The organism is Streptomyces aureocirculatus (assembly GCF_000720475.1).
Taxonomy (GTDB): domain Bacteria; phylum Actinomycetota; class Actinomycetes; order Streptomycetales; family Streptomycetaceae; genus Streptomyces; species Streptomyces aureocirculatus.
Window position 1 is genome coordinate 141,203 of the sequence record NZ_JOAP01000008.1, and the last position, 15,558, is coordinate 156,760.

Annotated in this window: 12 protein-coding genes; 8 read left to right on the forward strand and 4 right to left on the reverse strand. The window is 72.9% G+C overall.

The window, feature by feature from the left end:
• The first annotated feature begins 439 nt into the window (after positions 1-439).
• The 3 genes from IG78_RS0110065 (at position 440) to IG78_RS0110075 (ending at position 6,446) form a co-directional block, all read left to right on the forward strand.
• A complete protein-coding gene (locus IG78_RS0110065; protein ID WP_030561342.1) occupies positions 440-4,672 on the forward strand; it encodes an nSTAND1 domain-containing NTPase in 4,233 nt (1,410 codons plus the stop codon).
• A 345-nt stretch (positions 4,673-5,017) separates the two neighbouring features.
• Positions 5,018-5,638 carry a UTRA domain-containing protein gene (locus IG78_RS0110070; RefSeq protein ID WP_030561344.1) on the forward strand — a complete coding sequence of 207 codons (621 nt, stop codon included), beginning with the start codon at positions 5,018-5,020 and terminating at the stop codon, positions 5,636-5,638.
• Between the two features lie 4 nt (positions 5,639-5,642).
• Complete coding sequence (locus tag IG78_RS0110075) at positions 5,643-6,446, forward strand: glycosyltransferase family 2 protein (RefSeq protein WP_051852494.1); 804 nt, start codon at positions 5,643-5,645, stop codon at positions 6,444-6,446.
• A gap of 48 nt (positions 6,447-6,494) precedes the next feature.
• Here IG78_RS0110075 and IG78_RS0110080 read toward each other — a convergent pair whose 3' ends face one another.
• Positions 6,495-7,427 (reverse strand): FkbM family methyltransferase, encoded by a 933-nt coding sequence (locus IG78_RS0110080; RefSeq protein ID WP_107054853.1) that lies wholly within the window; start codon positions 7,425-7,427, stop codon positions 6,495-6,497.
• Positions 7,428-7,480: 53 nt separating this feature from the next.
• A complete protein-coding gene (locus IG78_RS0110085; protein ID WP_030561349.1) occupies positions 7,481-8,716 on the reverse strand; it encodes an amidohydrolase family protein in 1,236 nt (411 codons plus the stop codon).
• Between the two features lie 216 nt (positions 8,717-8,932).
• Between IG78_RS0110085 and IG78_RS0110090 the strand changes: the two genes are divergently transcribed.
• The 5 genes from IG78_RS0110090 to IG78_RS0110110 all read left to right on the forward strand — a co-directional run bounded on the left by IG78_RS0110090 (position 8,933) and on the right by IG78_RS0110110 (position 13,532).
• Positions 8,933-9,382: a DoxX family membrane protein gene (locus tag IG78_RS0110090; protein WP_030561351.1), complete on the forward strand. Its 450-nt coding sequence runs from the start codon at positions 8,933-8,935 to the stop codon at positions 9,380-9,382.
• Between the two features lie 102 nt (positions 9,383-9,484).
• Positions 9,485-10,096 carry a hypothetical protein gene (locus IG78_RS43940; RefSeq protein WP_051852495.1) on the forward strand — a complete coding sequence of 204 codons (612 nt, stop codon included), beginning with the start codon at positions 9,485-9,487 and terminating at the stop codon, positions 10,094-10,096.
• Between the two features lie 170 nt (positions 10,097-10,266).
• The gene (locus tag IG78_RS0110100; RefSeq protein WP_030561354.1) at positions 10,267-10,662 is read left to right on the forward strand and encodes a TOBE domain-containing protein; all 396 of its coding nucleotides are present in this window, start codon (positions 10,267-10,269) and stop codon (positions 10,660-10,662) included.
• A gap of 65 nt (positions 10,663-10,727) precedes the next feature.
• The gene (gene modA, locus IG78_RS0110105; protein WP_030561356.1) at positions 10,728-11,522 is read left to right on the forward strand and encodes a molybdate ABC transporter substrate-binding protein; all 795 of its coding nucleotides are present in this window, start codon (positions 10,728-10,730) and stop codon (positions 11,520-11,522) included.
• A 24-nt stretch (positions 11,523-11,546) separates the two neighbouring features.
• A complete protein-coding gene (locus IG78_RS0110110; protein ID WP_030561358.1) occupies positions 11,547-13,532 on the forward strand; it encodes an ABC transporter permease in 1,986 nt (661 codons plus the stop codon).
• Between the two features lie 35 nt (positions 13,533-13,567).
• On the opposite strand, the gene IG78_RS0110115 is transcribed toward IG78_RS0110110, so the two are convergent.
• The gene (locus tag IG78_RS0110115) at positions 13,568-14,113 is read right to left on the reverse strand and encodes a GerMN domain-containing protein (RefSeq protein WP_030561361.1); all 546 of its coding nucleotides are present in this window, start codon (positions 14,111-14,113) and stop codon (positions 13,568-13,570) included.
• A complete protein-coding gene (locus IG78_RS0110120) occupies positions 14,110-15,558 on the reverse strand; it encodes a sensor histidine kinase (protein ID WP_030561363.1) in 1,449 nt (482 codons plus the stop codon). Before IG78_RS0110120 ends, IG78_RS0110115 begins: the two co-directional genes overlap by 4 nt.

The window sequence follows — 15,558 nt, forward strand, 5'->3', positions numbered from 1 at the left end:
CGCACGCACTGAGCGGCATGCGGTCACCGTCCCCTCGGACGGTCACCGCATGCCGCTCTGGATGCCCTGCGCGTACCGCGTCGTACCGGCACCGGTCCCTCCCCTCGTGGGGACCGGTACCCATCGGCGCGGACGGCGTCGGCCCGCGTCGTGTCAGGACGCGGAGCGGAGCGAGTCAGGGTCAGGGTCTGAGGCCCTCGCCACCACTTCGTGCCTCCGGCGGAAACCAGCCAGGAAGTCGCAGCGCCATGAGTCGCCTCTCCGGGCGCCGAGCCGATGGCCTGCCCTGACGCCGCGTGGTGGGTTCGCTACTGCCGTGATCCTGCCAGTTCCCGGCTCCCGTGAGGAGCTTCCGGTGTCGTCCGGACGCCGTAGCCGCAGGTCAGCCGTATAAAGTGAGTTTTCCGGTCCGGATGTCCAGGTGCGGCGGAAGTAAGGGGTGGAGGCCTTGAGTTCCGACTCGGGGGCACGCACGGCCTTCGCGGAACGTCTCGCGCTGCTGTACCAGGAGGCCGGTAACCCGCCCCTCAAGCGCGTGGCCGAAGCGGTCGTGCAGTTGCAGCGCGTCGATGAGCGCGGGCGGCCCGTGCGGGTCTCCGCGCAGCGGATCAGCGACTGGCGGCGCGCCAAGAACGTGCCCGCCCAGTTCGCCGCGCTCGCCGCCGTGCTGCACGTCCTCATCCCCGAAGCCAGGCGCAAGCGGCCCGCCCCGGTGTCCACTGGTCTTTACGACCTCGCCCAGTGGCAGAAGCTGTGGGAGCGTGCCGTCTCCGATCAGGGCGGCGGTGACACCGCTGTCGCCGCCCCCAGCGTGTGCCCCTACCGCGGGCTCGCCTCCTACCGGCTCCAGGACGCCCAGTGGTTCTTCGGACGCGACCGGAGCACGGACGCCCTCGTCGCGCAGCTCCGTGCGGCGGAGAGGACGGGCGGTCTCGTCGTGCTCGTCGGCGCCTCGGGGGCGGGGAAGTCGTCCCTCCTCAGCGCCGGTCTCGTGCCCGCCCTGCGGAACGGCGCGCTTGGCACCCCCGGCGTCCCCAGCGCTCACAGCGCCCCCAGCGCTCCCGACACCCTCAACAATGAGGCCATTTCGGGCGGGGACGGTTCGGGTGCAGGCGGGGACGGTTCGGGCGGAGGCGGGGACGGTTCGGGCGCAGGCAGGGACGGTTCGGGGGCAGGCGGCCCCGGCCGTGCCGTACTACAGCTCGTGCCAGGAAGCACCCCCCTCGCCGAGCTGACCAGCCGGATACCCGAGCTCACCCCTCTCGCCCCATTCACCCCACTCACCCCGCACGCCGCCCCCGCCCCGGAGGCAGGACCCGGCGGGGCGGCCCCCGGCACCCCCGAGCACCTGCGCGCCGTACGCGAGTCCATCACCGCCTGGGCGGAGCGCGAGGCGTCGTCCCCCGACGCCAAGCCGGTCATCATCGTCGACCAGTTCGAGGAGGCGTTCACCCTCTGCTCCGACGAAGCCGACCGGCGCGCCTTCGTCCAGCTCCTGCACGCCGCGGCCACCACCACCGAATCCGGCGGCCACGCCCCCGCCCTCGTCGTCCTCGGGATACGCGCCGACTTCTACGAGGAGTGCCTCCGGTACCCCGAACTGGCCGACGCGCTCCAGCACCGGCACATGGTGCTCGGGCCGCTGACCACCACGGAACTGCGCAACGCGGTGACCGGTCCCGCCAAGGCCGTGGGGCTCGACCTCGAACCGGGCCTCGCGGAGCTGATCGTCAGGGAAGTGGGCACCGACGGGCCCCGGGGGGCGCACGACGCTGGGGTGCTGCCCCTGCTCTCGCACGCTCTGCTCGCCACCTGGCAGCGGCGGAAGGCGGGACGGCTCACCCTGGCGGGCTACCGGGCGGCGGGCGGGATCCAGGGGGCGGTCGCGGCCACCGCCGAGCGGGCCTGGTGCGGGCTCGACCCGGCGGCGCGCACGGCGGCGCGGGCGCTGCTACTGCGCCTGGTCAGGCTGGGCGAGGACACCCAGGCCACCCGCAGGCGGGGGGCCCGGCGCCAGTTGGCCGACGAGTCGACGGACCCCGACAAGACGGAGGAGTCGCTGGAAGCGCTGGTGCGCGCCCGGCTCGTCACGCTCGACGCGGACACCGTGGAGATCACGCACGAGGCGCTCCTGCACGCCTGGCCGCGGCTGCGCGGCTGGATCGACGAGGACCGCAACGACAACCTCCTGCGCCAGCGTCTGGAGGAGGACGGCAGGGCCTGGGAGGACTCCGGGCGCGACGCCGCTCTGCTCTACCGGGGTTCCCGTCTTGAACAGGCGCGCACCTGGGCGGAGTCCGCCGACGTCACCTTCCTGACCCGGGGCGCGGCGGAATTCCTCGCGGCGTCGGCCGGGCTTCGCAGGCGCATGCGCTGGATCAGCCGGGGCGCGGGGGCGGTCCTGGTGGCCTTGGCGATGGTGGCCGTGGTGTCGGCGGTCGTCGCGTCGCAGCAGCGCAACGACGCGGTGTCCGAGCGCAACGACGCGGTGTTCGCGCAGGTCGCCACCGAGGCCGACCGCGCCCAGGACTCCGACTCCTCGCTGTCCGCCCGGCTCGGCCTGGTGGCGCACCGGCTGCGGCCGCACGACGAGGGCACGAAGAACCGCCTGATCTCCATCGTGCACGCGCCGCTGGCCACGCCCCTGCTCGGCCACACCGGCGCCGTCTACCTCACCTCGTTCAGCCCGGACGGGCGGCTCCTCGCCACCGCGAGCTACGACCGGACCGTACGCCTGTGGGACGTGTCGGACCCGACCCGGCCCAAGCGCCTGGGCAAGCCCCTCACCGGCCACGGAAGCTGGGTGAGCACCGCGGTCTTCAGCCCGGACGGCAACACCCTCGCCAGCGCGTCGGACGACGGCACGATCAGGATGTGGGACGTACGCGACCCCCGGCACCCCCGCCCGCTCGGGAAGCCGGTGCCCGGCCGCGGCGGCACCATCTATCTGCTCGCCTTCAGCCCGGACGGGCGCACTCTCGCCTCCGCCCACGACGACCACGAGGTCCGGGTGTGGAACGTGGTGGACCCGGCAGGCCCGAAGCCGCTCGCGACGCTGAGCGGACACACCGCCGCCGCGCGCTCCCTGGCGTTCAGCCCCGACGGCCGGACGCTGGCCACGGGGGGCGACGACGGCACGATCAGGATGTGGCGGACGGACGGCTCAGGTCAGACCGGTCCACGTCAGGCCCGTGCACGCAAGCCCGGCGCACCCCAGCCCGCCCCGCGCCGCCCCATCCCCCTCGGCACAGTCCTCACCGGCCACACCGGCACAGTGCACTCCGTCGCGTTCAGCCCCGACGGCCGCACCCTCGCGAGCGGTGGCGTGGACCACACCATCCGGCTCTGGAACGTCGCGGAGCCGCGCCGCGCGAAGGCCCTCGGCGCGCCGCTCACCGGGCACACCGGACCCCTGTGGTCGGTGGCGTTCAACCCCGAGGGCGACATGCTCGCGGCCGGGAGCGCGGACAGCACCGCGAGCCTGTGGAACGTCAGCGACCCGGCGCACCCCTCCCAGGTCGGCGAGCCGCTCGCGGGCGGTCGCGGCGAGATGTACGCCATCGGCTTCAGCCCCGACGGGCGGACCCTCGCCACCGGGAACGGCGACAACAAGGTCCGCCTGTGGTCGCTCCCCGAAGGGGACATGATCGGCACCGACGGCGCCTTCCGGCCCGACGGCAAGGTGCTCGCCACGGCCGCGCGCGACCACCGGATCCGGCTGTGGAACGTGCAGCGCCCCAACCGCCCGGTGGCGCTCGGCACACCGTTCCGGCCGGGCGAAGGTGACGTGCGGACGCTGCTGTTCTCCCCCGACGGGCGCACGCTGGCGGTGCTGATCGGCAACCGGGCGGTGCAGCTCTGGAACGTCTCCGACCCGGCACGCCCCGTCGCCTACGGGCCGCCGGTGCAACTGCGGACGCGGTTCGCGGCGGCGCTCGCCTTCAGCCCGGACGGGCGCACCCTCGCGACTCCCTACGACGACCGCACCATTCAACTGTGGAACGTCCGGGACCCCGCCCGCCCCCGTCGGCTCGGCGCGCCCCTCACCGGTCACAAGGGGTACGTCAACTCCTTCGCGTTCGGCTCCGACGGGCGCACGCTGGCCAGTGGCAGCGCGGACGGCACCGTACGGCTGTGGAACGTGCAGGACCCGAGCCGGGCGGGCAGGCTCGGCAAGCCGCTCAGCGGTCACCTCGGTCCCATCAACACGCTCACGTACGGCCCCGACGGCCGCACCCTGGCCACGGGCAGCGACGACGGCACGGTCCGGCTCTGGGACCTGTCCGACCCTCTCGCTGCGGACCGTCTGGTCGCGTCCCTGAAGGGGCACACCGACGCGATCGTGTCGCTGACGTTCAGCGAGGACGGGCGCACCCTGGCGAGCGGCAGCAACGACAACACCGTCCGGCTCTGGGACGTCGCCCACCCCGCGAAGGCCTCCCCCATCGGCCAGTCGATGAGCCCCAACGCGAAGACCGGCAGTTTCCTGTCGTTCAATCCGCAAAGTCACATGCTCGGAGTGTCCAGCGGCAGCGATACCGTCCGGCTCTGGAACTTGAACACCGAAGCAGCGATCCGCCGCATTTGCTCGACGACCCGTGGCGTTCTGACACGAGCGGAATGGCGGGAATACCTGCCCCGTCTCTCGTACGCGCCGCCGTGCGCCGAATGACGTCCCCGCACCCCGCTCACGCTGCGTGATCCCGGTCACAACTCGCCAACTCCGGGAAGTTGACTCCCCTAGCGCGAGCAGGCTTGTTACGGTTAGGTACAGCCCGATCGCTGGTGCATCCCCCGTCGCCAGCGATCGGGTTCTTGTCTGCTCACGCCGTCCGGCTGTCAGCACCATTGCACTCCTTGCAATGAACCATTTCGCAGTGCATTTTTTCCGCCGCCGCACCCGGCCGCCCACCTGCCGAAAAAGACCGTTTCCACCTACATGGAACCTTCCGCGGGCGATATCCGCGACCCGCGTCGTAGGGTGAAAGCCGTCGAACGACCGGACGGGTGAGCACCGATGGCAGAGGCGTACGAGCGGACCGCGGACCGGCCCGGGGACAGGGCGCGTGCCGTCCGGTCGAACCTGCGCCACCAGTGGGAGAAGGACCGTGCCCGCGCCCCCCGCGAGGAGCGCGCGGAGACGGGGGCCACCGAGCGCGACACCGGCCTGGAGACGGACGACCTCGTCTTCCACGCCTCGTACCGCGAGACCAAGGCGGACAAGGACCTCGCCGCGGCCTTCGGCGTGGACGAGGGCACCGCGCTCCTGGAACGCTCCTACCGGACGCGGTACGCCGCCGAGACCGCGCCCCTGACCCTGGTCACCTCGTACCTCGTACGCGATGTCGTCGCCGCCAACCCCGACCTCCTGGACGACGCGAACGAGCCCTGGCCCGGCGGCACCCAGAACCAACTGCACACGCTCGGCATCGAGATCGACCGCTTCGAGGAGCACGTCACCGCCCGCCCGCCGACACCCGCGGAAGCGGCGGAGCTGGAACTCCCGCCCCGCACGCCGGTCCTCGTCCTGCGCAAGCTCGCGTACGACACCGCTGACCGCGTCGTCGAACTGTCCGACATCAAGCTGCCCGGCGACCGCATGGAGCTGGTGTTCACCACCCGCCTGGGCAGGTGGTGAGCGCGTGCGTGCCCCGCGCCGGCGGATCGTCGTCGTCACCGCCGTGCACGGCCCGTCCGCCCGCTTCCTGCCGGACGCGTACGCCTCGCTCCGCGAACAGGAACTCCCCGGGGGATGGGAGTGGCACTGGCTGATCCGGGAGGACGGCGAGGGCGACCAGGTCGCGCCCCTGGTGCCGGACGACGGGCGGGTGACCTTCCTCCAGGGGCGGGCGGGCGGCCCGGGCATGGCCCGCACCATGGCGCTCGCCCACGCCGACGGCGCGTACGTGAAGGTCCTCGACGCCGACGACCGGCTCACACCCGGCGCGCTCGCCCGCGACCTCGCGGCGCTCGAAGCCGACAGCGCCATCGGCTGGGCGACCTCGCGCGCCCTCGACCTGCTGCCCGACGGGACCACGGCGGGTTTCCCCGGCGACCCCGAGCACGGCCCGATCGAGCGCGGTGCCGTCCTCGACTCCTGGAAGGCGAACGGCTTCCGCGCCCCGGTCCACCCGGCGACGCTCTTCGTCCGCCGCGATCTCCTCGTGGGCCTCGGCGGCTGGATGGCGCTGCCCGCGTCGGAGGACACCGGACTGCTTCTCGCCCTCGGCTCGGTCGCCCGCGGTTGGTTCACGTCCGAGGCCGGGTTGCTCTACCGCAAGTGGGAAGGCCAGGTCACGGGCCAGTCGGCGCACACCGACACCGTGGAGCGGAACGCCAGGATGGCGGTGGTGGAGGCGCGGGCGCGGGCGCTGTCGCACTTCGGGTGGCGCTATCCGGCGCCCGCCGCCTCGGCCGGTGAGCCGGTGGCTCCAGTGGGCCGGTAGCTCCAGCGGGCCGGTGGCTCCAGTGGCACACCCGAGTACGCGGGCGACTCACCGGAGTACGTCGGCGTCCACGCGCGAGAAGATCAGGTCGCTCTCCTCGCGCACGGGCCCGCGCCACCGGACGGGCCCGCTCCCCCGATGCCGGACCGCTGCCGGATAGCTGCCCGGCGCGTAGTCGTTGACCAGGCGGTACGGGTGGAATCCGTGCGCGCGCAGCGTCGTCAGGAGTTCGTCGACCGAGTCGCCGAGCCGGGCCATCCGGTCGGGGGTGACCTCCACGGCGATCTCGGCGTCGGGGCGCAGTTGGCCGAGGATCGGGGCCAGGCCCCGCACGACGCTTCCCTCCGCGCCCTCGACGTCCACCTTGATCACCCTGGCGCGCGCGATCTCGTCCGGTTCCAGGAGCTCGGGCAGGGGCAGCGCCTCGGTCTCGAAGCGGGACGCCACCGGTCCTTCCCACGGGACGACGCTGTTGGCGCCCATGTTGTGGGCGCTGGCGAGGACGAAGGTGAGCTTCTTGCGGGTGTCGGAGACGGCGGCGTTCACCGCGCGGATGTTGTCGCAGCCGTTCAGGTCGCGGTGCTGGAGCACGCGCCGGTGGAATTCGGGCGAGGCCTCGATGGCGACCACCCGGCCATCGTCGCCCACCAGTCGGGCCCCGAGGACGCTCAGGTAACCGATGTTCGCGCCGACGTCCACGAACACGTCACCCGGGCGCAGGCGCCCCTGGAGCCAGCGCGTCATGTGCGGCTCCCAGACCCCGAACAGATAGATGTAGCGCTGGATGAGGTCCTGGGTGTCGACGGCGAACCGGGCCCCGAAGTGCGACTCGACCACCCGGCGGCGCGGGTGGTCCCGCAGCCAGGGGTTGAGTTGGCGGGTGACGAGCCCGGCCTTGCCGAAGGTGCCGGGAGCGTCACGCACGTACCGCCGTCCGAGAGTGGCAAGGCCCTCCCCGAGTTCCGCCACCGCGCTTCTCATCCGCACTCGCCTCTCCGCCCCGTTCCGCACGCGCCCGGACCCGGCGCCCGGCTTCAGCCGGTGGCCGCGGTCACGGCCGTCCGGTCCTTGTCGAACGGCAGGTCCAGCATACGAATCGCGTTTCCGCGCAGCAGCTTGTAGGCCACGTCCTCGGGCAGGTGCCCCACGTGGTCGGCCGCCACCTCCTTGGTGTGCGGCCAGGTGGAGTCGACGTGGGGGTAGTCGGTCTCGAAGGTCGCGTTGTCGACGCCCACGGTCTCGATCGCCTCGATGCCGTGCTTGTCGCGGAAGAAGCAGCAGAAGATCTGCCGGTAGTAGTACGTCGAAGGCGGCTCCGGGATCAGGTCCTTGACCCCGCCCCACGCGCGGTGCTCCTCCCAGACGTCGTCGGCGCGCTCCAGGGCGTACGGGATCCAGCCCATCTGCCCCTCGCTGTAGGCGAGTTTGAGCCGGGGGAACTTCACCAGGACACCGGAGAAGAGGAAGTCCATCATCGAGGCCATCGCGTTGTTGAACGACAGCGCGGCCTGCACGGCGGGGGGTGCGTCCGGTGACGCGGCCGGCATCTGCGATGACGAGCCGATGTGCATGTTCACGACGGTGCCCGTCTCCTCGCAGGCCGCGAAGAACGGGTCCCAGTGGCCGGTGTGGATCGAGGGCAGCCCGAGGTGGGTCGGGATCTCGCTGAAGGTGACGGCGCGGACGCCGCGGGCGGCGTTCCGCCGGATCTCCTCGACCGCCAGGGGCACGTCCCACAGCGGGATGAGGCACAGCGGGATCAGCCGCCCGCCGCTGTCCCCGCACCACTCCTCGACCATCCAGTCGTTGTACGCGCGCACACACGCGAGCCCCACTTCCTTGTCCTTGGCCTCGGCGAAGGTCTGTCCGCAGAAGCGCGGGAAGGTGGGGAAGCAGAGCGAGGCCTCGACGTGGTTCATGTCCATGTCCGCGAGCCGGGCCCCGGGGTCCCAGCAGCCGCGCCGCATCTGCTCGCGGGTGATGCCGTCGAGGGTCATCTCGTCCCGCGAGAAGCCGACGGCGGCGATGATGCGCTTGTACGGGAAGATCTCGTCCTCGTACCGCCACCAGTCCGTCACCTGCCCCTCGGGGTCGGTGGTGAAGCGGTATTTGCCGCCGATGTACGCGAGATCGCCGATCCCCGCGGTGAAGGGTTTGGGTCCCCGGTCGCGGTACTTGGACGGGAGCCACGTATCGAAGAGGTGCGCGGGCTCGATGACGTGGTCGTCGACGCTGATGACCTTGGGGATGTCCCTGGTGCCACTCTCCATGCCGCTTACACCGAACCCCTCACCACCGGCCGGCCGCACCGGCCCGCATCCGAAACTGAATCTGACGATCCATCAGATGGAGGTTATGGGCCTCCGGCCCCGACGGCAAGCGAGTGCGGCGGGGCGGGGCCCTTGCGGGATCGGCCGGCATCCGGTGAACTGACGCCTCGTCAGTTTTTCTCACCCAGGTTCCGTACCGGTCAGGAAGGGCTCACGATGCGGACGATCTGGCTCAGCGGGGCCGAGTGGTGCGCGGTTTTGCGGATCGGGCTCGGGCTGTGGTGGCTGGAGAGCTGGCGGCACAAGGACAAGAAGAGCTGGTTCGCGGGCGGCGGCATCGGGTGGGCGGCCGGGATCGCGGAGAAGCACCGGTGGCCCGTCGTGCGCGGGGGCTTCGACCGCGTGGTGAAGCCTCGACCGCGGTTGCTGGCCTACGTCGTCGCGTACGCGGAGCTGGCCATCGGCCTCGGCCTGATCGCGGGGTTCCTCACACCGATCGCCCTCGTGGGCGGGCTGCTGCTCAACCTGATCTACCTCGTCCTCATGATCCACGACTGGGCGGAGCAGGGGCAGAACCTCATGATGGCGCTGATCTCGGCGGTGGCCCTGTTCGGCATGAGCTGGCAGACGTGGTCGCTGGACGAGGCGATGGGGTTGTTCCTGTGAGGCGGTCCCGTAGCTCTGCCGGGCATCCCTGACGGGCATCTCTGACGAGCGCCCCTGACGAGCGCCCCTGATGGGCGTCCTTGCCGGACAAGGAGAGGGCACATGAGCCAACCCAAGGTCCCGGACGCGCAAGCGGTCGCCCTGCGGGCGGGCCACGCGGCCCGGGCCTGGAGCGCCGCGTGCCGTGCGGCGGCCGTCAGCCGGTACGTCGGGAGCGTGGGTGGGACGGCGGAGGAGGAGGCGGCGGAGGCGGCGGAGGCGGACAAGGAGGCCGCCGAGGAGGCCACCGAGGCCGCCCAGGTCGCCGAGGTCGCCGAGGTCGCCTGGAAGGCGGCTCATGCGGCGCGCGTGTCCGCCCAGGCCGTCGCGGTGCTCGCGGAGAGCACCCCCGCCCCCGCGGCGGACTCCCGCTGCGCACGGAACGCCGCGGCCTCGGCGGCGCAGGCCGCCGGTATGGGGCGCATCCACGACGGCGGGACCGAACTCGCCGCGGCGGCGTACGACGCGGCCCTCAAGGCCGCACAGGCCGCCGCGGCGGCCGCCAGGGCGGGCGACCTCGGCGAGAACGCGGCGCTGAACGCCGCCGCCGACGAGGCGGAGGCGGCGGCCGTGGCCGCGGCGGAGAGGGCGGGGTGGATGCGGCCCGGCGAGGACCGTACGCCGGTGGACACCGGCGTACGGAGCACGGAGTTGCTGCGCATGCTGCACCTGTGAGCACGACGCGGCCCACCGGACTCCCCGGACCCACGGGCGGGGTCCCGTGGGAGCCACGCCCCCCCCAAGGCTCCGGGAGCCTGGGGTCTTCCTCCAGAAGCCTTGCAACTGCCATGGCAATTCCTCCAGAGAGTTGTAGATGCCAGGCATAGACCCCTACCTTGACGCATATGCAGTCCTATACGATCGGGCAGGCCGCGCGGCTGTTGGGCGTCAGTCCGGATACCGCGCGCCGTTGGGCCGACGCCGGCCGTGTCGCCACCCACCGTGACGAGAGCGGGCGTCGCCTCATCGAGGGGCGGGACCTGGCCGCCTTCTCCGTCGAGGTCGCCCAGAGCGGCACCGGCGAGGAGGACGCCTCGTACACCTCTGCCCGCAACGCGTTCCCGGGCATCGTCACCGCCGTGAAGCTCGGTGACGTGGCCGCCCAGGTCGAGATCCAGGCGGGGCCCCACCGCCTCGTCTCACTGCTCACCCGGGAGGCCGTCGAGGAGCTCGGCCTGGAGGTCGGCATGCGGGCCACCGCCCGCGTGAAGTCGACCAGCGTGCACATCGACCGCGCCTGACCCGGCGGGGCCGTGCCCGAGCCCGAACCCGTACACCGGCTTCCCGCGTCCCAAGGAGTTCCGCCGTGCCGCAGACGTTCACCCGCCGCCACCTCGCCGCCGCCCTCGTCACCGTCGCCGTCCTCGTACCGCTCGCCGCCTGCGGCAGTGACGACGACAGCGACAGCGGCAGCAGCGGTAAGAAGGACGGCGGGAAGGCCACGCTGACCGTCCTCGCCGCCGCCTCCCTCACCGACGTCTTCAAGACCGCGGGCGCCGCGTACGAGAAGGAGCACCCCGGCACCAAGGTGAACTTCTCCTTCGAGGGGTCCCAGGAACTCGCCGCGAAGGTCCGCCAGGGCGCCCCCGCCGACGCCCTGGTCACCGCCGACACCAAGACCATGGACGGTCTGAGGGCCGACACCGGTACGCCGGTCGTGATCGCCAAGAACCGGCTCGTCATCGCCACCGGCAAGGGCAACCCGGAGAGCGTGAAGACCCTGAAGGACCTCGCCAGGAGCGGTCTGAAGGTCGTGCTCGCCGCTCCCGAGGTGCCCGTGGGCCGCTACAGCAAGCAGGTCCTCGACGCCCAGAAGGTCGACGTCGAGCCGGTCTCGCAGGAGCCCAACGTGCGCGCCGTGCTCAGCAAGGTCGAGCTGGGCGAGGCGGACGCGGGCATCGTCTACAAGACCGACGTCACCGCCGCCGACGGCAAGGCCGAGGGCGTCGACATCCCCGACGCGCAGAACGCCGTCGCCTCCTACCCGGCCGCCACCCTCAAGACGTCCGGGCACTCCGAAGCGGCCGCCGACTTCGTGAAGTGGCTGAGCGGCCCCGCGGCGCAGAAGATGCTGCGGGACGCGGGCTTCCAGAAGGCATAGCTCCCAGAAGGCATAGTTTCCGCGATGAGAAGCCTGCGCGCCCGGAGCCCCGGGAGAACCCGCACCCCCGTGGCCCTGGCCGTGCCCGCGCTGCTCGCGGTCGCGTTCCTCCTGATGCCGCTCGTCGGCATCCTGTCCCGCACCCACTGGGGCGACCTCGGCACCCATCTGTCGAGCCCCGGCGTCACCGAGGCCCTGAGGCTCTCGCTGTACGTGTCCTTCTGGGCGCTCGGCCTGTCCCTGGTCCTCGGTGTGCCGCTGGCCTGGGTCCTCGCCCGCGTCGACTTCCCCGGCAAGGTCCTCGTACGGTCCCTCGTCCTGCTGCCCATGGTGCTTCCGCCCACCGTCGGCGGTGTCGCGCTGCTGCTCGGGTTCGGGCGGCGCGGGCTGCTCGGGCCGTGGCTGGAGGACACCTTCGGGATCGTGCTTCCGTTCCACACCTCCGGCGCCGTCCTCGCCGCGTCCTTCGTGGCCATGCCGTTCCTGGTGATCAGCCTGGAGGGCGCACTCGCCGGGATGCGGCCCTCGTACGAGGAGACCGCCGCGTCCCTCGGAGCGTCACCGGTACGGGTGTTCTTCACCGTCACCCTGCCGATGGTCGCCCCCGGACTCGCCGCCGGAGCCGCCCTCACCTGGGCGCGGGCCCTCGGCGAGTTCGGGGCCACCATCACCTTCGCGGGCAATCTGCCGGGCACCACGCAGACGCTGCCGCTCCAGGTCTATCTGCTCCTCCAGGACCAGCCCGAGGCCGCGACCTCCGTGTCCCTGCTGCTCCTCGTCATCGCCATGGCCGTCCTCATCGCGCTGCGCGGGCGCTGGACCGGCGGCTCCACCGAGCGGGCGGGGCGCACGGCCCGCACCCGCGGCAGCCGACCGACAGGCCCGAGCCCGTCCCCCAACCCGGGCCTTGAACCGGCGGACACCTCCGCTGCCGCCGCTCCCGAGCCGGTCCCCTCCGGCGCCCCGCCCGAGCGCTGGCCACTGCACGCGGACGTCACCGGCTTCAACCAGCTCACCCTGGCCGCCGACCCCGGCACCACCATCGCCGTCGTCGGGCCCAACGGCGCGGGCAAGACCACCCTGCTGCGGGCCCTGCTCGGCCTCACCCCGCGCGCCCACGCCGCCCTGCGCCTCGGCGACACGGACGTCACGGCGCTGCCCCCGCACCGGCGCGGCGTCGCCTGGGTCCCGCAGGACGGCGCGCTCTTCCCGCACCTCAGCGCCCTGTCCAACACCGCTTACGGGCTGCGCGTGCAGGGCGTGCCGCGCGCCGAGGCCCGCCGTACCGCGCAGGCCTGGCTCGACCGGCTCGGCGTGGGCCACCTCGGACACCGCAGGCCCGACCGGCTCTCCGGCGGCCAGGCCCAACGCGTCGCCCTGGCCCGCGCGCTGGCCCCGAGCCCCCGGCTGCTGCTCCTCGACGAACCCCTCGCCGCCCTCGACCAGACCACCCGCGCCCATGTCCGCCACACCCTGCGCGGCCATCTGTCGGGCTTCGGCGGGGTCTGCCTGATCGTCACCCACGACCCGGTCGAGGCCGTCTCGCTGGCCGACCGCGTGCTCGTGCTCGAAGACGGCCGCACCCTCCAGGACGCACCGCCCGCCGAGGTCACCCGCCACCCCCGCTCCCCCTGGGTGGCCCGCATGCTGGGCCGCAACGCCCTGGCGGGCACCGCCGCCGCGGACGGCACCCTGCGCCTCACCGACGGCGGGCACCTGGTCGTCGCCGAACCGCTCGGCACGGGCACGCAGGCGCTCGCGATCATCGCCCCGGAAGCGGTGTCGCTGCACCGGACCCGCCCGGAGGGCAGCCCCCGCAACGTCTGGCCGGGCACGGTCCGCGAGATCACCGCGGTCGGCAGCCGGCTGCGTGTCCTGGTCGGCGTCGACGAGGCACCCGACCTCGTCGCGGAGATCACCCCGCAGGCCGCGGCCGAACTCGCCATCGCCGACGGCACCCCCGTCTACGTCGGCATCAAGGCCACCGAGGTCACGCTCGTCACCACCTGATCGCGCCGCACGCCAAGCCCCCGGGAAAACCCCTCTCACTTCAGGAAGTCCGAGCACACATGCGTCCCCGCCCTGCCCTCCCGCGGGCGCACCGTGACCCGGATGTCGTCGGTGTCCGCCGTGCCGGTGCTTTCCGCCATGGCGCGCGCCCGCGCGATGCTGCACACGAGCTGGCCCGTCAGGTTCCGGTCCCCCACGGACGAGTCGTCGAGTTCGAACTGCGGAACGCGGACCGTGACCGCGCCCCCGTCGTCGACGTCTGCCTCGTACCCCATCTCGTAGTCCTCGTCCCGCACCAGCGAGGTGAGTCCGGAGGCGCGTTCCGCCGCCGTCGGGCCCTGCCCGAGGAGTTTGATGACGCCCGCGGGGTCGGTGACCTTGGAGGCGGGCATGTCGGGACGGGAGACGGCCTCCAGACGGCCCGCCTGGGAGACGAAGTACAGGCGGAGCCCCTTCGTCAGACCGCTCGCCGCCGTACCGCCGTCCAGGACGCCGGTGGGGCGCACCCCGCAGCCCGACAGCAGCAGGGCGGCGGCGAGGGCCGCCGGGATCGTTCTGCGGGCCGCGTGCGGCGGTCTCATCGGGTCCCCTCACTGACGTGCCGCCACGGCAGCCGCAGCGTGAACACCGCGCCGCCGCCGGGCCTGTTGGCGGCCTCGATGGTGCCGCCGTGCAGACGGGCGTTCTCCAGGGCGATGGCGGTGCCCAGTCCGCTGCCCTCCGAGCGGGTGCGTGCGGTGTCCGCCTTGTAGAAGCGGTCGAAGACGTGGGCGAGGGTCTCGGGCGGCAGGCCGGGGCCGTGGTCGGCGACCTCCACGGTGATCCAGTCGCCCGCCGGGTCGGTGGCCAGGGTCAGGGTGACGGGTGCGGCGCCGTGGCGCAGCGCGTTGCCGACGAGGTTGGCGACGATCACGTCTACGCGGCGCCGGTCGACCATCGCCCGTACGCCGTCCGGGAGTTCGGTGCGTACGCGGCCGGTCAGGGCCCGCAGGGAGAGGGTGGCGCGGGCGGCTTCGGCGAGGTCGGTGGCGGTGAGGTTGAGCCGGGCCGCGCCCGAGTCGAAGCGGGACATCTCCATCAGGTCTTCGACGAGCCGGGCGAGCCTCGCCGTCTCGGCGCTGACCGTGCGGGCGGCGTGGGCGGCGTCCGGGGGCAGCGTGCCCGCGTCCTCGTCGAGGACGGTGGCGACCATCGTCATCGCGGTGAGCGGGGTGCGCAGCTCGTGCGAGACGTCGGCGACGAAGCGCTTCGCGCGGGCGTCCTGCTCGCGCAGCTCGGCGACGGAGGCCTGAAGGGCGTCCGCGGTCTCGTTGAAGTCCCGTGCCAGGTCCGCGAGTTCGTCCCGGCCGCGCACCCGGACCCGGGAGGTGAGGTCGCCGGCGGCGTGCCGCCTCGTCGCCCGCCCCAGTTCGCGTACGGGACGCAGCACCGTACCGGCGGCCAGGAGCGCGAGGACGGCGGCGAGGAGCACCACCGGCACGATGCCGTCGCGCACCGCGTCGAGCACCCCTGCGGTGTCCTCGCTCTCGGCGCGCAGCGAGGTGACGGCGTAGACGTCGAGACCGGAGGGCGCCGCGCCGTCGAAGGTGACGGGCGTGCCGACGACCAGGTAGGGCCTGCCGTGCCGCACCACCCGCTGGAAGCTCATACGGTTGCTGGTGCGTACCGCCTCGCGCAGGGCGGGGGTGATCCGCGACCGGTCGGCGGACGCGTCGGAGGACGCCGTGCGCGTGCGGTAGGTGGCGACGACGACCGTGTCCTCGCCGCCGAGCCCGTCCGCGACGAGGCCCGCGAAGCGCGTGAGGGCGACCTCGTCGGCGGGCACGTCGAAGTCCGCCGCGGCCTGCTCCACCCGGTTCCCGAAGTCGGTGCGCACCGCGTCCTGCTTGCGCTGGAGCACGGCGGTACGAGACTCACGGTAGGCGAGCGCGGTCGCGGTGACCGCGCTGACCAGGGCGACGAGCACGAAGGCGACGACGAGCCTGGTACGCAGGCCGCCGAGCCCGCGCAGGCGTCCTCGGGGCAT